Origin of the sequence: Streptomyces sp. NPDC012637 (genome assembly GCF_042954805.1) — a bacterium.
Taxonomy (GTDB): Bacteria; Actinomycetota; Actinomycetes; order Streptomycetales; family Streptomycetaceae; genus Streptomyces.
Genome location: NZ_JBIBDS010000002.1, coordinates 74225 through 97197 on the forward strand (window position 1 = coordinate 74225; position 22973 = coordinate 97197).

A 22973-nucleotide genomic window follows, 5' to 3' on the forward strand; every position below is an offset into this window, starting at 1 on the left:
ATGGCCCCCGTCGGCACGACGTTCACGATCACAGGGTGGTCTCGTTCGTTTCCGGCCGAGCCCCGCTGATCGTCGTCCCACCCTGTTTACTCACCAGGCAAGGCCAGCTCGAACCACACGGTTTTCCCGTGGTGCCCGGCCTTGGTGCCCCAGCGGCGGGCGGAACAGGCCACGAGCTGGAGTCCCCGGCCGCCTTCGTCCTCGGGTCCGGCGGGCCGCTCGGTGGGCTCGTCCGGAAGCGGATCGGAGACCTCCACCAGAAGGGCGGGGCCGGGGCCGGGGCGGGTTCCGTCGGGGTTCAGGCGGACGAGGCGGACGCCGATGGGCCCGGAGGCGTAGCGGAGCGAGTTGGTCACGAGTTCGCTGACGAGGAGGACGGTCACGTCGCCGATCACGGAATCGAGCCGCCAGGCCCTGAGGGTGTCCCGCACCGCGTGACGGGCCGTGCGCACGGCGTTGGCCTCCGCGGGAAAGTGCCACTCGGCGCAGTCGCCTTCGGTGTCGATCACGAGGCCCACGTCCTATTTCGGGGGGTTAATCACGACATACCCGATATTCGGAGTGGGATATCGCACCGACCGGTGCCGTCGGCGCATGGTGGTACGAACGGCGTAGGACTCAGCCCCGAGCGCCCTCCACCGGGTCTTCCGAGGCGTCAGGGACGGCCGGAAGCAGGCGCGCCGCCTCGGCGACGGCGGGGCGGTCCTGGTCGAGCCAGTCGACGGAGTCCAGCTCGTGACGGGCCAGCCAGCGCAGCTCGTCGTGGTCCTCCAGCGGCTCGGGCTCACCGGAGAGCAGGCGGGCGGTCCAGACCCGCAGGACGTAACCGGGCTTCAGCGGCCACTCGCCGGGGATGCGACCCGTGGTCTCCGACTCGACGCCGAGCTCCTCGCGCAGCTCCCTGACCAGGGCCTCTTCGGGGCTCTCACCCGGCTCCAGCTTGCCGCCGGGGAGCTCCCAGCGGCCGGCGAGTTCGGCGGGGGCGCTGCGGCGCGCGGCCAGCAGTCGCCCCCGGTCGTACAGGGCCCCGGCGACGACGACCACGGGGCCGGCACTGCGTTCGGTCATGCCCGGGAGCCTAACGCGCTCCCGGGACCCGGAGGTCAGAGCGCGGGCTGACCGATGCGCTCGACCCAGTAGAGCTGCTTGTGTCCGCGGTCGTCGAGGCTGTCGGCGACCTTCTGGGCCTCGTCCTTGGTCGCGTACCTGCCGACGCGGTAGCGGTTGCCGTTGTCGTCCTGGCGTATGACGAGCCAGGCAAGGTCGGGACCGCTGTCGCTCATCGGACTTCCCCCTCCGCCGCTCCGGCCATGTCTGACGATCTCCTGGAAACCGCACTGCGCATATGCCCGAGCTTACGCCTGACCTTTACGCAGCGGATACGGGTTTTCACAAAGAGATATGTATCTGGCCGGTAACAAGCGGTCGTCCGGTCCTCGCGGCGGCGGAAGACGCCGCCGCGTCAGCGAATCCGACGCCCCGTCACCGCGACGTGCCCCCTCCGGCACCTCGCACTCCACGCCCCGGCGCCCCCGGCCGCCGGGCCCTCCGGTCACCGCACCGGCAGGTGGTAGGCGACCTTGTAGCGGTCGGCCGGGACGACGACGTCGGCGGTCTCGACCGGCCGGCCCGAGGCGTAGTAGGTACGCTCGATCACCATCACCACATGGCCCGGCACTCCGCCCAGGGTCAGCAGTTCCTCCGCGAGGCCGGGGCGGGCGGTGACTTCCTCCAGCACGTTGTCCACGACCACGTCGATCGCGGCCATCCGCTCGACGACCCCGCAGCCACCCAGCGGCCCTTCCTCGGGCAGCATCACCGGGGTCCGGCCGGTGACCGAGAGCGGCTCCCAGGAGGTGGAGAGCATCATCGGCTCGCCCGCGTCCCGGAACACGTACCGCGTGCGCATGACCCGCTCCCCCGGCTCGACGCCGAGCCGGGCTGCGACCTCGACGCTCGCCGGCTCCTGCTCGCTGCCCGACTCCCAGGTGCCGCGCGTCCCTTCGGCGGCCTGCTCCTGGCGGAAGGGGCTCGCGCCGGAGCCCGGGCGATAGCCGGAGCGGGCGATCCGGCGCGGCACCGGCCGCTCGCGCACATAGGTACCCGAGCCCGAGCGGCCCTCCACCAGACCCTCGGCCATCAGGACCTTGCGGGCCTCCAGTGCGACGGTGTCCGAGACCCCGTACTCCTCGCGGATGCGCGCCTGCGAGGGGAGCCGGGTGTGCGGGGGAAGCGAGCCGTTGGCGATCTTCTCCCGCAGATCGCTCGCCACACGCAGATAGGCGGGCTGCTCACCGAACGTCACTGGACACTCCCCTCAGGTTGACTGTGAGCTACAGCCTGGCAACCGAGGGTGCACGGTCGCAAGCATGGGCCAGAGTTTCACCCGAAGTGATGACTTGCCTTTACGTAAACGCTCGTCGCAGGTATAGCCACCGAACTCCCGTCGGAATCCGCGGCGTTCACGGGTCAGGCCTGCGGGGCGCCCCGTAACGACGGGCCGTCAGACCTTCTCGCCGCTGTCCTCGAGCGTCTCCGTAAGCCCGAGCGAGGCGCGCGACGAGGCCTCGAAGTCCGTCGACAGCGCGTCGTACGCCTCCTCGTAGACGTCCCAGAACGCGTTCGCGTCCTTGGCCGAGGCGAGCTTCTTCCACTTCACCGCCGCGGCGTCCAGCTTCCGGGCCAGCTCGGAGACCGGCTTGGCGGAGGCACCGGACCAGGCGTGCCCGCGCAGACCGCTGCTCGCGGAGGTGACGGCCTCGTGGACCTGCCCGGCCCAGGCCTTGTTGGCCGCGAGGTCGGTGTCCACGTCCTCCTCCGGCTCCTCGAAGAGGGCGTCGTCGATCGGGTTGACGGTCCGCAGGAAGTGCAGCTGATGCGGGTCGAGGGTGGACTCGTCGCTGCGCAGCGAGGCGGTGAGGGGAGCCTTCTCCGTGGCGAAGGCACAGGTCACCGAGCGGTCCCCGGCCCGCCAACTCGCCTTGGTGGGAATGTAGTAGTAGACGAGCGCGTCCTCCGGCACCGCCCAGGTGTCCAGAGCGTAGGCGTTGTTGGTCCGGTCGCAGCGGTCCTCGGCGACCCGGTCGATCGCGTCCTCGCCCGGCCACCTGGTGAAACCGGAGAGCTTGAAGCCGCCGGTGACCTCGCCCTCGTGCGGCGAGGTGCACGGGACGGTGTCGACGTCGGTGGTGTAGGTCTCCAGCTTGCCGTCGACGCGGAAGCAGTCGCCCTTGCGCAGCGAGAACGGCGACTGGGCGGCGGCGGCCTCGTCCATGCCCTCCTTGAAGCTCCGCCAGGCCTCGCCGATCCCGCCGGACGCGAGACCGAGGATCAGCAGCAGGCAGGAGACGGAGGAGAGCACGATGCCGGCGATGGCCATGCCCTTGCCCTTCTGCTGCTTCTTCCGCGCCTGCGGCAGCGCGATCAGGCCGAGGACGAGACCGAGCGGCGGCAGGCAGCAGACGATGCCGGAGACGAGCGAGGCGACGGCGAGACCGTTCGTGGTCTGCTGCGGCGTCCCGTAGGGACCGGCTCCCGGCCGGCCCGGCCCACCCGGCCCGTAGGGCCCGTACGGACCGGGCGGCGGGGAGGTGTAGGGCCCCGGGGACGCGGCGTACGGACCGGGCACGGGCCCCTGACCAGGCGTGGGCCAGCCCTGCCGGGGCGGCGGCGGGGGCTGCTCCGGGCTCGGAGAATCCTGAGGCGGCTGGACGGGGTCCACGAGTACGGTGCTCCTGTTGGGGCGGGGATCTTGTTTCACGGTCCGAGGACCGGCTGCGGACGACCGGCTGCGGACCACGGCTGCAGCCCATCTGCTGCAGACATTCAGACGCAACAAGCGCATGCGGACAATCGGATTCTCGGATCCGGATGCAAGCAATCGAACGGCCGCGCGCATCGTACGCGGTCCGGAAGTGGGGGCGACATGCGGGGCTCGACGGTAGGCGCGGTCAACCGGCTCACGGCCCGTTGGGCCGGTGCCCTGCCGGACGGCCGGGACACCGTCCTGTCGGCGGCCGGTGTCTGGCCGCTGCTCGCCTTCCTCGCGGACGCCGCCGACGGCCCCGCCCGCGGCGAACTGGAGGACGCCCTGGGCCTGCCGGCCGGCACGGCGGCGGACGCGGCCCGCGAACTGCTCGCCGGTCTCGGGCGGATGCGCGGGGTCGACTCGGCGATCGGCCTCTGGACCCGCCCGCGCGTGGCGCTGCGCGAGGACTGGGCCGCCGGCCTGCCGGAGGCGACGCTGGAACGGCTCGGCGAGGACGACGCGGAGAGCAAGCGGCTCCTCGACGCGTGGGCGGCGAAGCACACCGGTGGCCTGATACCGGCGATGCCGGTCCTCATCGACGAGGACACGGAGCTGGTCCTGGCTTCCGCGCAGGCCGTACGGACGACCTGGCTGCGCCCGTTCCTCGACGGCCGGATGCGCCCCGCTCACGGCCCCTGGGCCGACCGCGAGCTCGTGGCGCTGTACCGCACGACCCAGCTGCTCGACCGGGTGGGCGTGGCGGAGACGGACGCGGGGCCGCTGACCGTCCTGAAGGTGCTCGGCGACACGGGGGTCGACGTCCATCTGCTGCTCGGCCCGGAGGAGGCCGGCGCCGGCACGGTCCTGAAGGCCGGACTCGACGTCCTGGCGGGCACGTTCCGCTCGGTTCCGGGCCACCTGCTTCCGCTGGGCGAGCCGGGCCCGGGCCTGACCGTCCGCAACGAACGCAGCAGCTCGCGCGCGTCGTACCTCTGGGTGAGGACCTCGCCGTTCTCGGTCGAGGCCACGCACGACCTCACCGAGCTGCACGAACCGCTCGGCCTAGGCACGGCGCGGGACCCGGGCCGCGGCCACTTCCCGGGCATCGCCGACCATCCCCCGCTCTACGTCCAGGGGGCCCGGCAGGCGGCGATGGCGCGGTTCGGCGCGAAGGGCTTCGAGGCGGCCGCCGTGACGGCCTTCGGGATGGCGGCCGGCGCGGGCGTGGTCCGCGAACCGTACGTGGTCCGGAGGGTCGGCGCGGCCTTCGACCGGCCCTTCGGCTTCCTGACGGTGCACCGCACCTCGCGGCTGGTCCTCACGGCGGGCTGGGTGCACGATCCGGTCCCGTACGTCCACCAGGACGTGGACTGGGACGAGGATGAGGACTGGAACGAGGACTGAGGGAGCCGCTGAACGCGGGGCCGAGGAGTGGCGGAGGGGCGGCCGCCGGATCGGCGACCGCCCCTCGCTCTTCCCGCTCGCGTACGCGGGTCAGTTCTCTACGGGGATCAGAACTGCAGCGCCCAGGAGTCGATCTTGCCGACGTCGTAGTTCGCGTTGTCCGTGACCCGGAGCTTCCACGTGCCGTTCGCGACCTCCGAGGAGGCGTTGACGGTGTAGGTGGTGTTGATGTTGTCCGCGCTGCCGCCGGTGCCGAAGGCCTTCAGCGTGTACGCGGTCCCGTCGGGCGCGATCAGCTGGACCTGGAGGTCACCGATGTAGGTGTGGACGATGTTCACCGGCACCTGGAGGGCGGACGGCGCGTTGCCGGAGACTCCGCTGACGGTGACCGGGGACTCGACGGTCGCGTTGTCGTTGATCGTGTAGTCCGCGGTGTTCTCGAAGCGCGGGCCGGGCGGAGTGGTCGTACCGCCGCCGACGTACAGCAGGCGGTTCGGGGAGCCGGTGCCGGGGCTGGTTACCACGTTCGGGGTGGCGGCGTTGACGAGCGCCGTGGCGACCGCCGACGGGCTCGCCGTCGGGTTGGCGGCCAGGTAGAGGGCGGCGGCACCGGCGACGTGCGGGGTGGCCATCGACGTGCCGGAGATGGTGTTGGTGGCCGTGTCGCTGGTGTTCCAGGAGGACTTGATCGAGGAGCCCGGGGCGAACAGGTCCAGGAGGCTGCCGTAGTTCGAGTAGCTGGCCTTGGCGTCGGTCGACGTCGTGGCGCCGACCGTGATGGCCTCGGAGACGCGCGCCGGCGAGTGGTTGTTCGCGTTGTCGGTCTCGTTGCCGGCGGCGACCGCGTAGGTGACGCCGGAGGCGATCGAGCGGCGCACGGCGTCGTCGAGGACGGTGTCGACCCCGCCGCCGAGGCTCATGTTGGCGACGGCCGGCTTCACGGCGTTCTGCGTCACCCAGTCGATGCCCGCGACGACCTGCTCGGTGGTGCCGGAGCCGGAGTTGTCGAGGACGCGGACGCCGACGATCTTCGCCTTCTTGGCGACGCCGTACGAGCTGCCCGCGACGGTGCCGGCGACGTGGGTGCCGTGGCCGTGGCCGTCCTGCGCGGTGTTGTCGTTGTCGATCGCGTCGTAGCCGTTGAAGGCCCGGCCGCCGAAGTCGCTGTGGCTGATGCGGACGCCGGTGTCGATGATGTACGCCGTGACGCCCTGGCCCGCGCTGTCCGGGTAGGTGTAGCTCTGGTTGAGCGGGAGGGCCTTCTGGTCGATCCGGTCGAGGCCCCAGGACGGCGGGGAGGGCTGGGTGCCGTCGACGTGGAAGACACGGTTCTGGCTGACGGACTCGACGGCCGGGTCGGCGGCGAGCTTCTTCGCCTGGGCCTCGGACAGCTCGATCGAGTAGCCGTTGAGCGCGGCCGTGTAGGTCCGCTTGATCTTGGCGCCGAACTTGGTCGCGACCGCCCGGCCCTGCGCGGTCTCCGCCTGGGCGGCGGACTCGCGGAGGGTGACGATGTAGCTGTTGGCGACGGTCCCTTCCGCGCCAGCGTTCAGGATGACGCCTTCGGCGGTCCCGGCGGCGTTGGCCGGGAGGGCGGAGAGGGAGCCGAGCGCGAGGGCCGCCACGGCTATGGCGCCGGCAGCGGCGAGTCTGCGCCGCGAGTCACGCATCACGGACATGTGAGGGGTCCTCCTCATAGGTGGTGCGTTGCTGTGGGGGTTGTTGAGCAGTGAAACGGTTAGCAGGGACATGACAATGCGACAGGGGCTCCGCGCCGCTCGTCATGTCCGGCCGCCGAGCGAAAGATTGACGGATCCATAGGAATCCCACAAGGGCCCCGAGCGCCCCGTAACGCCGCCGCCACACGGCTGACATGCTGGGGATCATGACCGACTACGTGTGCCCCCGGTGCCGTACGCAGGCACCCGACACCGCCCTCACCTGGTGTTGTCCGCGCTGCCGCGGCCCCTGGGACCTCGCGTACGCCGCCGCCCCCGTGTCACTCCAGTCGCTCGCGTCACTTCCGTCACGTGTGAATTCCCTGTGGCGTTACGCGGAGGCACTTCCGCTCGCCCCCGGGGCGACGGGTACGACCGATGCGCCGGGTGCGGCGGGTGGCACCACCACGACGGACGTCACCGGCCCGGCGGGCACCACCACCACGGCCGGCACCACCGGCGCGCCCCCGGTGAGCCTCGGCGAGGGCCGTACACCGCTGGTCCCGCTCACCGACACCGTTTCGGCCAAACTCGACTTCCTCATGCCCACGTTGTCCTTCAAGGACCGGGGTGCCGTGATGCTCGCCGAGCTGGCCCGCCGGCTCGCGCCGCGCACCGTGATCGCCGACAGCAGCGGCAACGCGGGCACGGCCGTCGCGGCGTACTGCGCACGGGCCGGACTCGACTGCTCCGTCTACGTACCGGACGGGACCTCCCCGAAGAAGCTGGAGCAGATCCGCGCCCACGGCGCCCGTACGGTCCTGGTCCCCGGCGGCCGCGAGGCCACCGCGCGGGCGGCCCGCGCCGCGGCCGACGGGCCCGGCGTCTTCTACGCCTCGCACGTGTACAACCCGCACTTCCTGCACGGCACGAAGACCTACGCCTACGAGCTCTGGGAGGAACTCGGCGGCCGGCTCCCCGACACCCTCGTCCTGCCGGTCGGCAACGGAACGCTGCTGCTCGGCGTCGCCCTCGCCGTCGAGGAGCTGTACGGCCACGGGCTCGTCGACCGCCGGCCCGCTTTCGTCGCCGTCCAGGCCGAGGCGGTCTCCCCGCTGGCCGCGGCCTTCCACGCGGGCTCGGAGGAGCCGCCGGGCCCCGCGGAGGTCCGGCCCACCCTCGCCGAGGGCATCGCCATCCCGGCACCGCCCCGGGCGGCCCAGATCCTGCGGGCGGTACGGGCCTCCGGCGGGACCTTCCACACCGTGACGGAGGACCAGATCCTCGCCGCCCAGCTCGACCTGGCCCGGCGTGGGCTGTACGTGGAGCCGACGGGCGTCGCCTGCTGGGCGGCCGTACGGGCCGCACCGGAGCGCCCGGGAACGACCGTCGTCCCGCTGTGCGGAGCGGGAGCGAAGACCGGCCTCGCGGCCGGAGCCGGCGACCGGGCCGTCCGGTAGGTGCCGGTCAGGGCGGGGTGCCGGCCAGTCCGGTAGGTACCGATCGGTCCGGTGGGTGCCGGTCAGGCCGGTGGGTGCCGGTCAGTCCGGTGGGGTGCCGGTCAGTCCGGTGGGTGCCGGTCAGTCCGTCCAGTAGGTGTCGTGCTTGACGAAGAACTCCGTGCGCTCCTCGTCCGTCATCCCGGCCACCGTCGAGACCTTCTCGAAGTACTCCTCGCGGGGCGCGCCCGGCGCGAACAGCAGCAGCATGGAGGAGGGTTCGTCGGAGTCGTTGCGGAAGGCGTGCAGACCGCCGGTCGGCACGTAGAGGAAGTCGCCCTTCTCGGCGTCGACCCAGCGCTCGCCGTCGTAGAGCCGGACCGTCCCGTCGAGGATGAAGAAGGTCTCGGAGATGGTGCGGTGGAAGTGCGTCGACGGACCGCCGGCCTTCGCCTGCATGTCGATCCGGTAGAGGCCGAACTCCCCGCCCGTGGAAGCGGTGGTGGCGAGGTAGTGGGTCCGCGTCCCGCCCGGGGACACGAACTCCGGGGGCGTACCGGCGGGCCGGAAGGCGGCGGTGATCTCGCCGCTCTCGCCGTGGTAGCGGGGTTCGGGGTACGACATGGGTGCTCCGTTCGTCAGGCGGCCGGACCGACCGCCCCCTGTTCGTACCCGAACTCCGGCACCCGCACCTCCAGCCACTCCGCACCCGCCCACCCCGCTGTGAGCAGGGTCACGAGGACGGCGACGGCGAGGACGGCGGCGGAGCGCCGGTGGAACAGTGCCCAGACTCCGAGGGTGAGGGCCGGGATGCCGAGCAGCATCACCGGCAGCTCCAGCCAGACCACGCTGAAGTCCCGTCCCTCACCCTCGAATCCGCCGGTCAGGGCGGGAGTCGCGCCGATGCCCCACACAACGAGCGCGACACCGAAGCCGCCGAGCACGGCCAGGAAGCCGATTCCGTCCTTCATCATGCGACGAAGGACGCCGGCCGCCCGGCCGGCGGTTCGGACTTCCCGTGGCTGAATCAGAACTCGTCGGCACCGTTGCGGAGTTCCGGAGTCCAGTAACCGGTCTTGGCGGCGGCCTCGTCGACGGCCAGGCCGCCGGCCGGGGCCTTGACGACGATGCTGCCCTCGGTGGGGGCGCTGCCGGTGAAGAGGTTCACGTTGAACGAGGTGACGACCCTGTTGTCCTCGTGGGCTCCGCCGAGCGCGATCCGCACGTTGGCGTACGCCGGGGCACCGGGCTGGAGCACGACGGGCGCGGCCGGCTTGCTCTTGGCCACGGCCGGGACGTCCTTGGCGGTCTGGATCTCGCCGAAGGCGATCAGCGGGTAGCCGTCGAGGCGGCAGACGCGCCCGGAGGTGTTGGTGGCGGTGAGCACGATGTGCTCGGTGGGCGTCTCGTCCACCTTGGCGGCGGCGATCCTCACGTCCTTGTACGTGCAGGAGGCCGGGGCCTTGGAGCCGGACGAGGCGGCGTTCTTGGCGGTGCCGCCGGAGGTGGACCCGGAGGACGCGGACGCCGGGCCGGCGGAGGCCGACCCGCCGGAAGCGGACCCGCCCGTGGTGGCGGTCGGCGCCGAGGCCGAGGAAGGGGACGCCGAGGAGGAGGGCGCCGAGGAGGAGGTGCCCGCGGCACCCTCGTCCCGGGTCCCGCCGTCGTCGCCGCCACAGGCCGTCAGGCCCAGCGAGAGGACGGCGGCGGCGGTGACGGCCAGGACGGTGTTCTTGCGCTTCGTACGCATGGTGGTGTTCCCCCGTGGAGCTGAGCGGTCGATCGGTCGGCCGGCACCGCATCCGGGTGCCGACTGCACCTACCTTGCCGCCCCGCCTTGCCGTCCCGCTTGCGCGCCGCTAACGCCCCGTTGTCGTCACCGGCCCGGACCGGCCCCGGTCACCTGAATGCCCCTGCCGCGTTGCCTGCCCTCCGTCCCGGCCATCGCATGAAGGGAGCGACACGAGCCCGGACCGGCGGGACCACTGGAAGGCAGGAATGGCGCCATGTACGTTCGCACCATCTACATGACAGGTGATCCGGCCAACGTCGACGGGTTCGCCGAGGCCGTCCGGACCAAGGGGCACGAGCTGCTGGCGGCGCAGCCGGGTTTCCGCGGGATGGGCCTGTTCGCCGACCGCGAGCTGGGCAAGATCCTGGTGGGCTCCTGGTGGGAGGACGAGGCCTCCCGTCAGGCGAGCGACGAGGCGCTGCGCGACCGCCGGGCCGAGATGATGGCGCCCTTCGCGCAGACCGTGACGATCGACAACTGGGAAGCACCGGTCGCCCGGCGCGCGCAGGACCAGGGCCCCGGCGCCGGCTTCCGCCTGGTCCGCATGGACGTCGAGCCGGGCGACGTCGACCTGCTGGTGACCACCTTCCGCGACACGGCCCTCCCGAGGGTCCAGAAGGTTCCTGGCCTGGCCGGCATCTCCCTCCTCGTCGACCGCGACCACGGCAGGGCGGCCGTCGGCGCCCTCTTCGCCGACCACGACGCCCTCGCGGCATCCCGCGGCGCCATCGCGACGATTCGCGGAGAAACGACGGCCAAGGCCCGCGTGACCACTCGCAGCCTGGAGGAATTCGACGTCGTCCTGGCCACGGCGGTGCCCCACACCTAGAGCATGGAGGCACGGGCCCGAGCTTCGGAAGATCCCCCGCATCGTCCACACCGTCGACGCCGGAGAACTGGTGGTCTGGGCCGTTCACGTGGAACACCAGTCCACCGTTCTACGGCACCTGATCACCGCTGACCCACGTCAGAAAATCCCACACGCATCCAGCACGGTGACGACGAAGGGTCGGACTCGACAGAGCCCGACCCCTTCCGACTTGCGCGTTGACTCAACGCCTCACGCTCAGTATGGACACGACTACAGTTTGAAGCGGAACCTTGAGCGCAGAGCCGCAACCTGCGGAAACGCCGCTTGGGATCCCAGCACGGGAGGCACATCCCAGAACCGCCTGCATTGCACGAGCGCTCAGTAGTGATATCGAGCCGCGAGGATGACGATCTCCTTGTCCGTCACCAGGTAGACGAGACGATGCTCGTCATCGATCCGCCGCGACCACGCCCCAGGCAGGTGGTATTTCAGCGGCTCCGGCTTGCCGATCCCCGTAAAGGGGTCACGCCTGACGTCCTCGATGAGCTTGTTGATCCGGGCGAGCATCTTGCGGTCGTTCTTGAGCCAGGACGTGTAGTCCTCCCAGCCGTGATCTTCGAAGACAAGCCTCACGCGGCACCCGCACCTGCGTCCGCGGCGTCCGGATCGATCAGCTCGCGATCCGACACGTTGATGTGGGTCAGGGCATTCTCGTACGCCTTGAGCAACCGCCGGGCGTTCACCGGAGAGCGCAGCAGGTACGAGCCCTCGCGCAGCGCCGCGTAATCCTCGGCCGAGACGAGCACGGCGTTGCCGTGCTTCGAGACGATCTCGATGGCCTCGTGATTCTCGTTGACCTTCTTGATCAGCGGAAAGAGTTCCTTGCGGGCTTCGCTCGCAGTTATGGACATAACCTGCCCCCATCCCTCAAGTGGTACCTGATAACGTACCACTCTCGGCGCCCTCCAGCCGGGCCACATGGCTGACGAGAGGTCAGACTTCCCAGCACCATCCCCACACGGGAAACCACAAGGGGCCGACTCCCGACGGAGTCGACCCCTTACGACCTGCATGTTTGCCGCGTCAGTGACGTGGTGCTAATTCACCCGCTCAGACGTTGAAGCGGAACTCCACCACGTCGCCGTCCTGCATGACGTACTCCTTGCCCTCCATGCGGGCCTTGCCGGCCGCGCGGGCCTCGGCGACCGAGCCGGTCGCGACGAGGTCGGCGAAGGAGATGACCTCGGCCTTGATGAAGCCCTTCTGGAAGTCGGTGTGGATCACACCGGCGGCCTCGGGGGCCGTCGCGCCCTTCTTGATGGTCCAGGCGCGGGACTCCTTGGGGCCGGCCGTCAGGTAGGTCTGGAGTCCGAGGGTGTCGAAGCCGACGCGGGCGAGGGTGGCCAGGCCGGGCTCCTCGGCGCCGACGGACTGGAGGAGCTCCATGGCGTCCTCCTCGTCGAGCTCGGCGAGGTCCGCCTCCAGCTTGGCGTTCAGGAAGATCGCCTCGGCCGGGGCGACCAGGGCGCGCTGCTCGTCCTTGAAGGCGTCGTCGGTCAGCTCGTCCTCGTCCACGTTGAAGACGTAGAGGAACGGCTTGGTGGTGAGCAGGTGGAGGTCGTGGAGGAGCTCCGCCTTCTCCGAGCCCTGGACGATGCCCTGCGAGAACAGCGTGTCGCCGCGCTCCAGGATCTCCTTCGCCGCCTCGACGGCCGCGACCTTGGGGGCCACGTCCTTCTTGATGCGGGCCTCCTTCGCCAGGCGCGGGAGGACCTTCTCGATGGTCTGGAGGTCGGCGAGGATCAGCTCGGTGTTGATCGTCTCGATGTCGTCCTTCGGCGAGACCTTGCCGTCGACGTGCACGACGTTCTCGTCCTTGAAGGCACGGATGACCTGGCAGATCGCGTCCGACTCGCGGATGTTCGCGAGGAACTTGTTGCCCAGGCCCTCGCCCTCGCTCGCGCCGCGCACGATGCCGGCGATGTCGACGAAGTCCACCGTCGCCGGGAGCACGCGCTGCGAACCGAAGATCTCGGCGAGCTGCTGCAGGCGGGCGTCGGGCACGCCGACGACGCCGACGTTGGGCTCGATCGTGGCGAACGGGTAGTTGGCCGCCAGCACGTCGTTCTTGGTCAGGGCGTTGAACAGGGTCGACTTGCCGACGTTCGGCAGGCCGACGATTCCGATCGTGAGCGACACGGTGGCGACTTCCCTAGGAGGAGTGGAGGTGGGGCGATCCCCCAGTTTACGGGGCTGCGCCCGTGGTACGGCCTACGCCCTGACCCGGCCGGAACGGCCCTCTTCGCGCCAAGGTCACCCAAAGGGCGTGTCCCGAGCGGGGATACCGGCCCCTTCCGACCTACGTTGGTGACGTGGAGCAGCACAGGACACGCAAGCCGCAGCCCCGCCGCCCCGCCGAGGGCCGGCCGCAGGGCCCTCTGACGCCGCCCGGCGCACTGGTCGAGGGCGCGGCGGTCTACCGCGTCGCCGCCCGGCCCCGGCCGGGCAGGCCCCGCGTCGAGCGCGCCGCGCCGCCGGTGGTCGCGGCCCTGCGCAGGCTGCCCAACCCCCGGCTCACGGGGCTCGGCGCCGGCCTCTTCGCCTCCTCCGTCATGCTGGTGATCGGCTTCCTCGACTGGCTCCTGTTCGACGGGTCCCCGGTCGTCTTCGGGCTCCTGTTCCTGCCCGTCAGTGCCCTGACCGCCCTCTGGGTCCGGACCGCCGACCTGGTCACCGCGCCCATCTCCGTGCCGATCGCCTTCGCCGTCGGCGTCGTACCCATCTCCGGCGGTACGGGAGGCGTCGGCGGCCAGGCCATGGCCCTCGTCACCGCCCTCGCCGTCCACGCCGGCTGGCTGTACGGCGGCACCCTCGTCGCCGGTCTCATCGCCAGCGTCCGCAAGGTACGCGACATGGGGCGCCGCCAGCGCGCCGGCGCCGCCATCCGAAAGCCCGTACGCCCGGTCCGCCGCCCGGCCCCGGAGCAGGGCTAGCTAGGGGGCCGGGAGGGCCGGCCAGGGCAGGGAGGGCTGGCCCGGCAGGGAGGGCTGGGAAGACTACGGGGCTGCGAGCGTGCCGGGCCGATGGCCCGGGACGCCGCCTCCCCCAGGACTGCGCGGGGCCGGAGGCCCCGGGCACCGCCCCCCACGGGCTTCAGGCCTCAGAAACCCGCGTCGCCATCGCCGCCCCCACGATCCCCGCGTTGTTCTGCAGCTGCGCCGGAACGATCTCGGCCCTGATGCCCTCGATCAGCGGCAGGAACTTGTCCGCCTTGCGGCTGACCCCGCCGCCGATGATGAACAGCTCCGGCGAGAACAGCATCTCCACGTGCGCCAGGTACTTCTGCAGCCGCCTGGTCGCCCAGTGCTCCCAGCTCAGCTCCTCGTCCTCGCGCGCCTTCGACGAGGCCCGCTTCTCCGCGTCGTGGCCCTTCAGCTCCAGGTGGCCCAGCTCGGTGTTGGGCAGGAGCTTCCCGTCGACGAAGACGGCGGAGCCGATGCCGGTGCCGAGGGTCAGCAGGATGACGGTGCCCTTCCGCCCCCTGCCCGCGCCGAAGGTCATCTCGGCGACTCCGGCCGCGTCGGCGTCGTTCAGGACGGTCACCGGCAGCCCGCCGAGGCGTTCGCCGAGCATCCGGCCCGCGTCGACGCCGATCCAGCCCTTGTCGACGTTGGCCGCCGTGCGGATCGTCGAGCCGGTCACCACGCCGGGGAAGGTGACGCCGACCGGCCCGGTCCAGCCGAAGTTCCGGACGACCTCCACGACACAGCCCGCGACACCGTCGGGTGTCGCGGGCTGTGGGGTGAGCACCTTGTGGCGCGGCTCCGCCAGGTCGCCGCGCTCCAGGTCCACGGGGGCTCCCTTGATGCCCGATCCGCCGATGTCCACTCCGAAGACGTTCATGGACCCAACGTTACGGGCCGGAGCCCTCCGTCACGCGTTCACGCGGGTACTCGTCACTCGTTTTCGAGGAGTGCCGCCGCCTCCGTGCGCAGCTCCCGGTTGCGGAGCTCCTTGGGCAGCGAGAAGGTCAGCGACTCGTCGGCGGTCTTGACGAGTTCGACGTCGACGTAGCCGCGCTGGGACAGCCACTCGAGGACCTCCTGGACGAGCACGTCCGGGACGGAGGCGCCGGAGGAGAGGCCGACGCTGCCGACGCCCTCGAGCCAGGCCTCGTCGATCTCGCTGGCGAAGTCGACCAGGTACGCGGCGGGGACGCCGGCCTGCTTGGCGACGTCGACCATGCGCTGGGAGTTCGAGGAGTTCTTGGAGCCGACCACGATGACGAGCTCGGCCTGCGTGGCGAGCTCCTTGATGGCGGTCTGGCGGTTCTGCGTGGCGTAGCAGATGTCGTCGGACGGCGGGGAGATCAGCTGCGGGAACTTCTCCTTCAGCGCGTCCACGGTCTCCATGGTCTCGTCGACGGAGAGCGTGGTCTGGGAGAGCCAGACGACCTTGGACGGGTCGCGGACCTCGACCTTGGCGACGTCGCCGGGGCCGTCGACGAGCTGGATGTGGTCGGGGGCCTCGCCGGAGGTGCCGATGACCTCCTCGTGGCCCTCGTGGCCGATGAGGAGGATGTCGAAGTCCTCGTTCGCGAAGCGCACGGCCTCCTTGTGGACCTTGGTGACCAGCGGGCAGGTGGCGTCGATGGTCTTGAGGCGGCCGACGCGGGCCTCCTCGTGGACGGTCGGGGCCACGCCGTGGGCGGAGAACATCACGATGTTGCCCGGCGGCACCTCGGTCGCCTGGTCGACGAAGATCGCGCCCTTCCGCTCCAGGGTCTGCACGACGTACTTGTTGTGGACGATCTCGTGCCGGACGTAGATCGGGGCGCCGTACTGTTCGAGGGCCTTCTCCACGGCGATCACGGCACGGTCCACGCCCGCGCAGTATCCGCGGGGAGCGGCGAGCAGGACACGCTTCGGGCGGTTGGTGGCGGGCGTCGCAGTCATGGTCCCCATCGTAAGGCGGGCCGGTCGGCGTTTTGGTCAGCGGTTCGGGCGGTGGCGTGGCCGAGACTGGCGCCATGTCTGAGGAGACGCGGGCGGCGGAGCCGGAGAATCCGGAGGAACCGGATCACGAGAGCCTGCGACGGAGTCTGGGTTTCCGGGACCTGGTGGTCTACGGGCTGCTCTTCATCGCCCCGATGGCCCCGGTCGGCATCTTCGGCACGCTCGACGCCAAGTCGCGCGGGGCGGTCGCACTCGTGTACGTGGTGGCCACCGTGGCCATGGGGTTCACCGCGTTCAGCTACGCGCAGATGGTGCGGGTGGCGCCGCGGGCCGGCTCGGTCTTCACGTACGCGCGTACGGCGCTCGGCGAGGGTCCGGGCTTCGTCGCCGGGTGGATGGCGATGCTCGACTACCTGCTCATCCCGGCGGTCGCGTACCTCTTCGCGGGCATCGCGATGGAGGCCCTGGTGCCCGAGGTGCACCGCTGGGTGTGGACCGGGATCGCGGTCGTCGTGACGACGCTGCTGAACCTGTGGGGCGTACGGGCGGCCGCCCGGGTCGGCTTCGCGGTGCTCGCGATGGAGATCGTGGTGCTGCTGGTCTTCGTCGTGTCGGCGGTCGTCGTGCTCGCCCGGAACGGGGCGTCACGGGACTGGTGGTCGCCGCTGACCGGTGACGCCGGGTTCTCGGCGGCCGCCGTCGTGGGGGCGGTGTCGGTGGCCGTCCTGTCGTACCTGGGCTTCGACGCGATCGCCTCGTTCGCGGAGGAGGTGACCGGGGGCTCGTCGAAGGTGGCGCGGGCGGTGCTGTTCTGCCTGGCGCTCGCGGGCGTGCTGTTCGTGGCGCAGACGTGGCTGGTGGCTCTGCTCGAACCGGTCTCGTCGGCGGAGCTGGCGGCGGACCCGGCCGCCCAGGGCTCGGCGTTCTACGACGCCGTGGACTCCGCCGTCGGCGGCTGGCTGCACGACCTGGTGGCGGCGTCGAAGGCGATCGGCGCGGCCTTCGCGGCGCTCGCGGGGCAGGCGGCGGGCGGGCGGCTGCTGTTCGCGATGGGCCGGGACCGGCGCCTGCCGCACGCGCTGGCGCGCACCGACTCGGGCGTGCCGCGGGTGGCGCTGCTGGTGTCGGCGACGGTGACGATGGCCGCGGCGATCTGGGCGGCCCGCCAGGACGACGGTCTCGACCATCTGGTCTCGGTGGTGGACATCGGCGCCCTGACCGCCTTCGTGCTGCTGCACGCGAGCGTGGTGAGCTGGTTCGCGGTACGCCGCATGGCGGGGCCGCCGCGCTGGCTGCCGCACGTGGTGGCGCCGGTGGTGGGCGCGGCGATCCTGGTCGCGGTGATCGTGGAGGCCGCGCCGTCGGCGCAGGTGGTGGGCGTGATCTGGCTGGGGATCGGACTGGTGGTGCTGGCCATGCAGGGGATGCGGCAGCCGACGCCCTGACCCGGGCAGGCCGACACCTCCCTGGCCGGCGCCGGCCCCCTCCCCTTCCCCCTCTCTCTCCCCTTCCCCGCTCCGGCCCGCTTACCAGCCACCACCGTCCGCCGGGTCGCGGCGCCCTTCCGCTGTCCGAGCCGCCCGTTACGCTCGGCGCATGGGTCTGAACACGTCAGTGGAAGCACCGCTGCCCGTCGGCGAGGTCTCCCGGCTGATCGGCGGCTGGATCGACCGGCTGGGGGCGGTGTGGGTCGAGGGGCAGATCACGCAGCTGTCGCGGCGCCCCGGCGCCGGGGTGGTGTTCCTGACGCTGCGGGACCCCTCGTACGACATCTCGATCAACGTCACGTGCTACCGGCAGGTCTTCGACGCCGTCGCCGACGTCGTGTCGGAAGGCGCGCGGGTCGTCGTGCACGCGAAGCCGGAGTGGTACGCGCCGCGCGGGCAGCTGTCGCTGCGCGCGGCGGAGATCAGGCCGGTCGGCATCGGGGAGCTGCTCGCCCGCCTGGAGATGCTGAAGAAGTCGCTGGCCGCGGAAGGGCTCTTCGCCCTGGACCGCAAGAAGCCGCTGCCGTTCCTGCCGCAGCTGATCGGGCTGGTCTGCGGTCGGGCGTCGGCGGCCGAGCGGGACGTCCTGGAGAACGCGCGGCGCCGCTGGCCGGCCGTCCGCTTCGAGGTGCGGAACGTGGCGGTGCAGGGCGTGCGGGCCGTGCCGCAGGTGATCCAGGCCGTGAAGGAGCTGGACGCGCACGAGGACGTGGACGTGATCGTCGTGGCCCGCGGTGGCGGCAGCGTCGAGGACCTGCTGCCGTTCTCGGACGAGCAGCTGGTCCGGGCGGTCGCCGACTGCCGTACGCCGGTGGTGTCGGCGATCGGGCACGAGCCGGACTCGCCGCTGCTCGACCTGGTCGCGGACCTGCGGGCGTCCACGCCGACGGACGCCGCCAAGAAGGTGGTCCCGGACGTGGGCGAGGAGCTGGAGCGGGTGCGGGGGCTGCGGGACCGGGCGCTGCGGTGCGTGCGGGGCCTGCTGGAGCGTGAGGAGCGGGGGCTGGCGCACGCGCTGGCCCGGCCGGTGATGGAGCACCCGCAGCGGATGGTGGAGGTGCGCGAGGACGAGCTGGCGGCGCTGCTCGCGCGCAGCCGGCGGACCCTGGGGCATCTGCTCGACCGGGCCGACTCGGAGCTCTCGCACACCCGGGCCCGGGTCCGTGCGCTGTCCCCCGCGGCGACGATGGAGCGGGGTTACGCGGTGCTCCAGCGGGCGGACGGCTCGGTGGTGCGGGACCCGGTGGAGGTCGCGGCGGACGAGGAGCTGCGGGCCCGGGTGGCCGCGGGCGAGTTCCGGGTGCGGCGGCTGCCCGACCCGGCCTGATCGAAGACGAAGAGCGAACACGGAGGACTGGATTCATGGCAACGGGCACGGGCAACGCGGAGACCGCCCTCGGCTACGAGCAGGCGCGCGACGAGCTGATCGAGGTCGTCCGGCGCCTCGAAGCGGGCGGAACGACCCTGGAGGAGTCGCTGGCGCTCTGGGAGCGCGGCGAGGAGCTGGCCAAGGTGTGCCGGCGCTGGCTCGAGGGGGCCCGGGCACGTCTGGACGCCTCGCTGGCGGCCGAGCGGGCCGCCGACGAGGCGGCGGAGGACGCCGACGACGAGTGACCTCGCAGGTCAGGTCGTGACGCGGGCGCGTACACTGCCTGTGAAGCGGATCACTATCCGGTTCGGATAGTTGAAACTTCACCTACTGCGGGCGTACTGTCGTGACATCGCTCGAACCCCGCGAGCGAGCCCCTTGCAGTCCGGAAGGTACGCAGCATGTCCCTCGCCCTTGACCCCGCCGCCCAGGACCTCCTCTTCCGCGAGGCCCGCACCGCCAACACGTTCACCGACGAGCCGGTGACGGACGAGCAGGTCCAGGCGATCTACGACCTGGTCAAGTTCGGCCCGACCGCCTTCAACCAGAGCCCGCTGCGCATCACCCTGGTCCGCTCCCCCGAGGCCCGCGAGCGCCTGGTCCGCCACATGGCCGAGGGCAACCAGGCCAAGACCCAGGCCGCCCCGCTGGTCGCGATCCTCTCCGCGGACAACGAGTTCCACGAGGAGCTGCCGGCCCTGCTCCCGCACTTCCCGCAGGCCAAGGACATGTTCTTCGCCGAGCGTCCGGTCCGCGAGCAGTCCGCGCTGCTGAACGCCGCCCTCCAGGCCGCGTACTTCATCGTCGGCGTCCGCGCCGCCGGCCTGGCCGCCGGCCCGATGACCGGCCTGGACTTCGCCGGCGTCCAGAAGGAGTTCCTGGACGACGACCACACCCCGCTGATGGTCGTGAACATCGGCAAGCCGGGCGAGGACGCCTGGTTCCCGCGCTCCCCGCGCCTGGGCTTCGACGACGTCATCACCACCGTCTGATGACCTGAGCACACGCGGAAGGGCCCCCGGTGCGGTGCACCGGGGGCCCTTCCGCATGTCGCCGGTTCGCCGTCAGGCCTTCTTCGACTGCAGCGCGCCCGCCATCTGCGCGAGCCGCTCGAACGAGGCCGTGCCGGTCACGACGGTCGTCGCGCCTCCCTCGGAGCGCACCAGGGCGTCGTACTTCGGGCCCTCCCAGCGCTGCCAGACCTGGCCGCCCACGTTCTGGGTCCTGCCGGTGTCCTTGGCCTCCAGAGTGACCTTGGGCACGTACTTCTTCGGGTCCTCTGTGGACTGCTGGACGGAGACGTACTGGGTGTCCGGGTCGAGGAAGCCCAGCTTCCACGCGTCGTGCTCCTCGCGCCGGTAGGAGACCACCGTCGCCTTCCAGTCGTCGCCCAGGCCCTCGGGGGCCAGCACCGGGTACGGCGCGGCCCGCTGTGCCGTCAGCAGCTCGACCCGGTAGTCCTTCACCTGGACCGGGTCCGCCTTGTCGTCGTGCGGGATGAAGAGATACATCACGCCCGCGGCGACCATGATCACCGCGAGGGACTGGAACATCCCGCGTACCGTCTGCCTGCCTCGCATACCTGCCACGCCCCTTATGGTCGCATCAAGGGTTCGTGCTCATACGTGGGGCCCTCTGCTCAATTTGTCGACCTGACGATAGAGTCGCAGCACCCTCTTTTTTCCGGCCGTCGCCGTACAGAAAGGTGCGCTCCGATGACCGAGCACCACTTGCCGCCCGAGCTCGAGGTCTCTCCCGAGGCCCCCGACCGTAACCTCGCCCTGGAACTCGTCCGGGTGACCGAGGCCGCCGCCATGGCCGCCGGTCGCTGGGTGGGCCGCGGCGACAAGATCGGCGCGGACGGCGCCGCGGTCAACGCGATGCGGACCCTGATCTCCACCGTCTCGATGAACGGCGTGGTCGTCATCGGCGAGGGCGAGAAGGACGAGGCCCCGATGCTCTTCAACGGGGAGCACGTGGGCGACGGCACCGGCGCCGAGGTCGACATCGCCGTCGACCCGATCGACGGCACCACCCTCAACGCCAAGGGCATGCCGAACGCGATCGCGGTGCTCGCCGCCGCGGACCGCGGCACGATGTTCGACCCGTCCGCGGTCTTCTACATGGACAAGCTGGTCACGGGCCCCGAGGCCGCCGACTTCGTCGACATCAACGCGCCCGCCTCGGTCAACATCCGCCGGGTCGCGAAGGCCAAGGGCATGCAGCCCGAGGACGTCACCGTGGTCATCCTGGACCGCCCCCGCCACGAGGGCATCGTCAAGGAGATCCGCGAGACCGGCGCCCGGATCAAGTTCATCTCCGACGGCGACGTGGCCGGCTCCATCATGGCCGTCCGCGAGGGCACCGGCGTCGACCTGCTGATGGGCATCGGCGGCACGCCCGAGGGCATCATCTCGGCCTGCGCCATAAAGTGCCTGGGCGGTGTGATCCAGGGCAAGCTGTGGCCGAAGGACGAGCCCGAGCGCCAGCGGGCCCTCGACGCGGGCCACGACCTCGACCGCGTCCTCACCACCAACGACCTCGTCTCCGGTGAGAACGTGTTCTTCGTCGCCACCGGCATCACCGACGGCGAGATCCTCCGCGGCGTGCGCTACCGCTCCGAGACGGCGACCACCCAGTCCCTGGTCATGCGCTCGAAGTCCGGCACGATCCGCCAGATCGACTCCACGCACCGCCTGTCCAAGCTGCGCGCCTACAGCAAGATCGACTTCGACCGGGCGAAGTAGCACCCACCGGGACGGACGACGGTACGAAGAGGGGCGCCCCCATGTGCGGTGGGGGCGCCCCTTCCCGTACGGGCACTCGTGCCGACGGCGGACCCGTCAGCCGGCCCGCCCCGGAAGGCGGGCACCGTCCGACGGACTCACGGCCGGACGGGCCGGCCGGACGGCGGCAAGATCCGAAGAAACGGCCTACGCGATCCGCTCGGCCCGCTCGGCCGCGGCGGCCTTGCGCAGCTCGACGTCACGGCGGCGGCGCCGGGCGAGCACCACACGGCGCTCGGCGGCGGTGAGCCCGCCCCACACCCCGTACGGCTCGGGCTGGAGCAGGGCGTGCTCGCGGCACTCGACCATCACGGGGCAGCGGGCACAGACCCGCTTCGCGGCCTCCTCACGGGAGAGCCGGGCGGCGGTGGGCTCCTTGGAAGGGGCGAAGAACAGTCCGGCCTCGTCCCTCCGGCACACCGCCTCCGTGTGCCAGGGACCGGCCTCGTCCTCCCGAGCGGGCGTGGTGCGCTGGGGCGGCACGGCGGCGGCGACCCGGAGGGGCTGATGCGGCGGCTGCAGCACGGTCTACTCCTGACGACGGCTTCCGTGGACGAGCGAGCGACGATGCACCAGCCCTACCCGCTGTGCGTGCGCCTATGCACTGCGTGCCGCGCCGTTCCGCAGGACGGACGGCGGACGGCGAATTCCGGTCACCGGGAGAAGTGGAACGCGGCCGTCAGTGGCCGAGATGCTTGCGCAACTTGTCCTGAATCTGATTCTGCAGGTCGGTGACCCACTTGCCCCGCTTGGGCCGGGCCTCCACGTGACCGAACACCGCGTACCCGTTGACGACCACGACCGGGGCCTGCGGGTCGACGCCCTCCAGGGTGACGACCTCGAAGTTGCCGAAGATCCCGGTGCCGTTGCCGCGCAGCGTCACGTTCTCCGGGACGCGGACCTCGACGCTGCCGAAGATCGAGGTCGCGTTGATGACGGTGAGGCGCTGGGCGAAGATCGCCTCGGTCAGGTCGATCTCGATGCTGCCGAACAGCGAGAAGGCGTTGGTGCGCCGGCCCACCCGCCAGCGGCCCTTCCGGGTGGAGGCGGAGAAGACCGCGATCATGTTCTCCGCGGGGCCCTCGATCCCCTCGGGGCCGTACTGCGGCGCGGCCGCCGGCGTATGACGGGACCGGTCGGCGGGCAGGTCCCGCACGATCGGCTCCAGCTCGCCCACGGTCTTGGCCCGGTACACGGCGTCGATCCGCTCCGAGTGCTCCTCGGGGTCGATCCGCCCTTCCGCCAGCGCGTCCCTGAGGATGTCCGCGATCCGGTCCCGGTCGGCGTCCGAGGCGCGCAGCGAACCCTGGGGGTCGGCGACGTCGGGCTGCCGGGGCGCGGGGGCGGGCGGCTGCTGGGGCTGCTTTTCGAGGTCCACGGCCTCAGCGTAGCGAAACGCGATAGATCGCGACTAGGGGAAGCGGTCGTGTCCCCGGCCCAACCCGGACGGCCCGGGCCGGAAACGCGCCATGCGCCGTTTCAGCGCGGTGGCGCGCCGCGACACCGGGGCCCGTCCGGCCCTGC

At 71.4% G+C, this 22973-nt stretch carries 26 protein-coding genes; 9 read left to right on the forward strand and 17 right to left on the reverse strand.

The annotated features are described in order from the left end of the window. Positions 1-86 precede the first annotated feature (86 nt). The 5 genes from ACFY8W_RS08390 to ACFY8W_RS08410 all read right to left on the reverse strand — a co-directional run bounded on the left by ACFY8W_RS08390 (position 87) and on the right by ACFY8W_RS08410 (position 3628). The gene (locus ACFY8W_RS08390) at positions 87-509 is read right to left on the reverse strand and encodes an ATP-binding protein (RefSeq protein ID WP_391101972.1); all 423 of its coding nucleotides are present in this window, start codon (positions 507-509) and stop codon (positions 87-89) included. A 109-nt stretch (positions 510-618) separates the two neighbouring features. Continuing rightward, positions 619-1068 (reverse strand): NUDIX domain-containing protein, encoded by a 450-nt coding sequence (locus tag ACFY8W_RS08395; protein ID WP_391101974.1) that lies wholly within the window; start codon positions 1066-1068, stop codon positions 619-621. Positions 1069-1103: 35 nt separating this feature from the next. Beyond that, the gene (locus tag ACFY8W_RS08400; RefSeq protein WP_128975943.1) at positions 1104-1283 is read right to left on the reverse strand and encodes an SPOR domain-containing protein; all 180 of its coding nucleotides are present in this window, start codon (positions 1281-1283) and stop codon (positions 1104-1106) included. 269 nt (positions 1284-1552) lie between these two features. Beyond that, positions 1553-2305, reverse strand: coding sequence for a GntR family transcriptional regulator (locus ACFY8W_RS08405; RefSeq protein WP_391101976.1), 753 nt, complete (start codon positions 2303-2305; stop codon positions 1553-1555). Positions 2306-2503: 198 nt separating this feature from the next. Beyond that, on the reverse strand, positions 2504-3628 hold the full coding sequence (locus ACFY8W_RS08410) for a DUF4190 domain-containing protein (protein WP_391101978.1): 1125 nt from the start codon (positions 3626-3628) through the stop codon (positions 2504-2506). A 297-nt stretch (positions 3629-3925) separates the two neighbouring features. On the opposite strand from ACFY8W_RS08410, the gene ACFY8W_RS08415 reads away from it, so the two are divergent. Next, positions 3926-5152 (forward strand): serpin family protein, encoded by a 1227-nt coding sequence (locus tag ACFY8W_RS08415; protein WP_391101981.1) that lies wholly within the window; start codon positions 3926-3928, stop codon positions 5150-5152. Positions 5153-5259: 107 nt separating this feature from the next. On the opposite strand, the gene ACFY8W_RS08420 is transcribed toward ACFY8W_RS08415, so the two are convergent. Further along, entirely contained in the window at positions 5260-6831 is a 1572-nt protein-coding gene (locus ACFY8W_RS08420; protein WP_391101983.1) for a S8 family serine peptidase, read from the reverse strand. Between the two features lie 206 nt (positions 6832-7037). Between ACFY8W_RS08420 and ACFY8W_RS08425 the strand changes: the two genes are divergently transcribed. Further along, complete coding sequence (locus tag ACFY8W_RS08425) at positions 7038-8270, forward strand: pyridoxal-phosphate dependent enzyme (RefSeq protein ID WP_391101985.1); 1233 nt, start codon at positions 7038-7040, stop codon at positions 8268-8270. 120 nt (positions 8271-8390) lie between these two features. On the opposite strand, the gene ACFY8W_RS08430 is transcribed toward ACFY8W_RS08425, so the two are convergent. From ACFY8W_RS08430 to ACFY8W_RS08440, 3 genes are read right to left on the reverse strand one after another with little or no spacing between them, the layout of a single operon-like run. Beyond that, positions 8391-8873, reverse strand: a complete 483-nt coding sequence (locus tag ACFY8W_RS08430; protein ID WP_391101987.1) for a cupin domain-containing protein — start codon at positions 8871-8873, stop codon at positions 8391-8393. A gap of 14 nt (positions 8874-8887) precedes the next feature. Further along, positions 8888-9223 (reverse strand): hypothetical protein, encoded by a 336-nt coding sequence (locus ACFY8W_RS08435; protein ID WP_391101990.1) that lies wholly within the window; start codon positions 9221-9223, stop codon positions 8888-8890. Between the two features lie 53 nt (positions 9224-9276). Further along, positions 9277-9999 (reverse strand): DUF4232 domain-containing protein, encoded by a 723-nt coding sequence (locus ACFY8W_RS08440; protein ID WP_391101993.1) that lies wholly within the window; start codon positions 9997-9999, stop codon positions 9277-9279. Between the two features lie 256 nt (positions 10000-10255). On the opposite strand from ACFY8W_RS08440, the gene ACFY8W_RS08445 reads away from it, so the two are divergent. Beyond that, positions 10256-10870 carry an antibiotic biosynthesis monooxygenase gene (locus ACFY8W_RS08445; RefSeq protein ID WP_391101996.1) on the forward strand — a complete coding sequence of 205 codons (615 nt, stop codon included), beginning with the start codon at positions 10256-10258 and terminating at the stop codon, positions 10868-10870. A gap of 360 nt (positions 10871-11230) precedes the next feature. On the opposite strand, the gene ACFY8W_RS08450 is transcribed toward ACFY8W_RS08445, so the two are convergent. The 3 genes from ACFY8W_RS08450 to ychF all read right to left on the reverse strand — a co-directional run bounded on the left by ACFY8W_RS08450 (position 11231) and on the right by ychF (position 13051). Further along, entirely contained in the window at positions 11231-11485 is a 255-nt protein-coding gene (locus tag ACFY8W_RS08450) for a Txe/YoeB family addiction module toxin (RefSeq protein ID WP_391101998.1), read from the reverse strand. Continuing rightward, on the reverse strand, positions 11482-11763 hold the full coding sequence (locus ACFY8W_RS08455; RefSeq protein ID WP_391102001.1) for a type II toxin-antitoxin system prevent-host-death family antitoxin: 282 nt from the start codon (positions 11761-11763) through the stop codon (positions 11482-11484). Before ACFY8W_RS08455 ends, ACFY8W_RS08450 begins: the two co-directional genes overlap by 4 nt. 199 nt (positions 11764-11962) lie before the next feature. Then, on the reverse strand, positions 11963-13051 hold the full coding sequence (gene ychF / locus ACFY8W_RS08460) for a redox-regulated ATPase YchF (protein WP_391102004.1): 1089 nt from the start codon (positions 13049-13051) through the stop codon (positions 11963-11965). A gap of 173 nt (positions 13052-13224) precedes the next feature. Between ychF and ACFY8W_RS08465 the strand changes: the two genes are divergently transcribed. Then, entirely contained in the window at positions 13225-13845 is a 621-nt protein-coding gene (locus tag ACFY8W_RS08465) for a DUF6542 domain-containing protein (RefSeq protein WP_391102007.1), read from the forward strand. 160 nt (positions 13846-14005) lie between these two features. Here the strand turns inward: ACFY8W_RS08465 and ppgK are convergent, their stop codons facing one another. Next, positions 14006-14755, reverse strand: a complete 750-nt coding sequence (gene ppgK, locus ACFY8W_RS08470) for a polyphosphate--glucose phosphotransferase (RefSeq protein WP_391102009.1) — start codon at positions 14753-14755, stop codon at positions 14006-14008. A 53-nt stretch (positions 14756-14808) separates the two neighbouring features. After that, positions 14809-15816, reverse strand: coding sequence for a 4-hydroxy-3-methylbut-2-enyl diphosphate reductase (locus ACFY8W_RS08475; protein ID WP_391102012.1), 1008 nt, complete (start codon positions 15814-15816; stop codon positions 14809-14811). A 65-nt stretch (positions 15817-15881) separates the two neighbouring features. Here ACFY8W_RS08475 and ACFY8W_RS08480 point away from each other — a divergent pair, with 65 nt between their 5' ends. From ACFY8W_RS08480 to ACFY8W_RS08495, 4 genes are all read left to right on the forward strand, one after another. Next, positions 15882-17252 (forward strand): amino acid permease, encoded by a 1371-nt coding sequence (locus ACFY8W_RS08480; RefSeq protein WP_391102015.1) that lies wholly within the window; start codon positions 15882-15884, stop codon positions 17250-17252. A 151-nt stretch (positions 17253-17403) separates the two neighbouring features. Then, positions 17404-18621: an exodeoxyribonuclease VII large subunit gene (gene xseA / locus ACFY8W_RS08485; protein WP_391102017.1), complete on the forward strand. Its 1218-nt coding sequence runs from the start codon at positions 17404-17406 to the stop codon at positions 18619-18621. 35 nt (positions 18622-18656) lie between these two features. Further along, positions 18657-18908 carry an exodeoxyribonuclease VII small subunit gene (locus ACFY8W_RS08490; protein WP_385693245.1) on the forward strand — a complete coding sequence of 84 codons (252 nt, stop codon included), beginning with the start codon at positions 18657-18659 and terminating at the stop codon, positions 18906-18908. A 156-nt stretch (positions 18909-19064) separates the two neighbouring features. Continuing rightward, on the forward strand, positions 19065-19655 hold the full coding sequence (locus tag ACFY8W_RS08495; RefSeq protein ID WP_391102019.1) for a malonic semialdehyde reductase: 591 nt from the start codon (positions 19065-19067) through the stop codon (positions 19653-19655). Positions 19656-19727: 72 nt separating this feature from the next. On the opposite strand, the gene ACFY8W_RS08500 is transcribed toward ACFY8W_RS08495, so the two are convergent. Further along, positions 19728-20243, reverse strand: coding sequence for a DUF4245 family protein (locus tag ACFY8W_RS08500; protein ID WP_391103815.1), 516 nt, complete (start codon positions 20241-20243; stop codon positions 19728-19730). Between the two features lie 135 nt (positions 20244-20378). On the opposite strand from ACFY8W_RS08500, the gene glpX reads away from it, so the two are divergent. Beyond that, positions 20379-21410 carry a class II fructose-bisphosphatase gene (gene glpX, locus ACFY8W_RS08505; RefSeq protein WP_391102021.1) on the forward strand — a complete coding sequence of 344 codons (1032 nt, stop codon included), beginning with the start codon at positions 20379-20381 and terminating at the stop codon, positions 21408-21410. A 186-nt stretch (positions 21411-21596) separates the two neighbouring features. Here the strand turns inward: glpX and ACFY8W_RS08510 are convergent, their stop codons facing one another. Together ACFY8W_RS08510 and ACFY8W_RS08515 are read right to left on the reverse strand one after the other, a co-directional pair. Next, on the reverse strand, positions 21597-21974 hold the full coding sequence (locus tag ACFY8W_RS08510; protein WP_391102023.1) for a WhiB family transcriptional regulator: 378 nt from the start codon (positions 21972-21974) through the stop codon (positions 21597-21599). A 154-nt stretch (positions 21975-22128) separates the two neighbouring features. Further along, complete coding sequence (locus ACFY8W_RS08515; RefSeq protein ID WP_391102025.1) at positions 22129-22827, reverse strand: DUF1707 domain-containing protein; 699 nt, start codon at positions 22825-22827, stop codon at positions 22129-22131. Positions 22828-22973 lie beyond the last annotated feature (146 nt).

Bases quoted from the DNA above. Each gene is read 5' to 3' on its own strand.
- ACFY8W_RS08395 (WP_391101974.1), bottom strand. From the start codon at position 1,068: ATGACCGAACGCAGTGCCGGCCCCGTGGTCGTCGTCGCCGGGGCCCTG.
- ACFY8W_RS08400 (WP_128975943.1), bottom strand. From the start codon at position 1,283: ATGAGCGACAGCGGTCCCGACCTTGCCTGGCTCGTCATACGCCAGGAC.
- ACFY8W_RS08415 (WP_391101981.1), top strand. From the start codon at position 3,926: ATGCGGGGCTCGACGGTAGGCGCGGTCAACCGGCTCACGGCCCGTTGG.
- ACFY8W_RS08420 (WP_391101983.1), bottom strand. From the start codon at position 6,831: ATGTCCGTGATGCGTGACTCGCGGCGCAGACTCGCCGCTGCCGGCGCC.
- ACFY8W_RS08425 (WP_391101985.1), top strand. From the start codon at position 7,038: ATGACCGACTACGTGTGCCCCCGGTGCCGTACGCAGGCACCCGACACC.
- ACFY8W_RS08430 (WP_391101987.1), bottom strand. From the start codon at position 8,873: ATGTCGTACCCCGAACCCCGCTACCACGGCGAGAGCGGCGAGATCACC.
- ACFY8W_RS08435 (WP_391101990.1), bottom strand. From the start codon at position 9,223: ATGATGAAGGACGGAATCGGCTTCCTGGCCGTGCTCGGCGGCTTCGGT.
- ACFY8W_RS08440 (WP_391101993.1), bottom strand. From the start codon at position 9,999: ATGCGTACGAAGCGCAAGAACACCGTCCTGGCCGTCACCGCCGCCGCC.
- ACFY8W_RS08445 (WP_391101996.1), top strand. From the start codon at position 10,256: ATGTACGTTCGCACCATCTACATGACAGGTGATCCGGCCAACGTCGAC.
- ACFY8W_RS08455 (WP_391102001.1), bottom strand. From the start codon at position 11,763: ATGTCCATAACTGCGAGCGAAGCCCGCAAGGAACTCTTTCCGCTGATC.
- ppgK (WP_391102009.1), bottom strand. From the start codon at position 14,755: ATGAACGTCTTCGGAGTGGACATCGGCGGATCGGGCATCAAGGGAGCC.
- ACFY8W_RS08475 (WP_391102012.1), bottom strand. From the start codon at position 15,816: ATGGGGACCATGACTGCGACGCCCGCCACCAACCGCCCGAAGCGTGTC.
- ACFY8W_RS08480 (WP_391102015.1), top strand. From the start codon at position 15,882: ATGTCTGAGGAGACGCGGGCGGCGGAGCCGGAGAATCCGGAGGAACCG.
- xseA (WP_391102017.1), top strand. From the start codon at position 17,404: ATGGGTCTGAACACGTCAGTGGAAGCACCGCTGCCCGTCGGCGAGGTC.
- ACFY8W_RS08490 (WP_385693245.1), top strand. From the start codon at position 18,657: ATGGCAACGGGCACGGGCAACGCGGAGACCGCCCTCGGCTACGAGCAG.
- ACFY8W_RS08495 (WP_391102019.1), top strand. From the start codon at position 19,065: ATGTCCCTCGCCCTTGACCCCGCCGCCCAGGACCTCCTCTTCCGCGAG.
- ACFY8W_RS08500 (WP_391103815.1), bottom strand. From the start codon at position 20,243: ATGCGAGGCAGGCAGACGGTACGCGGGATGTTCCAGTCCCTCGCGGTG.
- glpX (WP_391102021.1), top strand. From the start codon at position 20,379: ATGACCGAGCACCACTTGCCGCCCGAGCTCGAGGTCTCTCCCGAGGCC.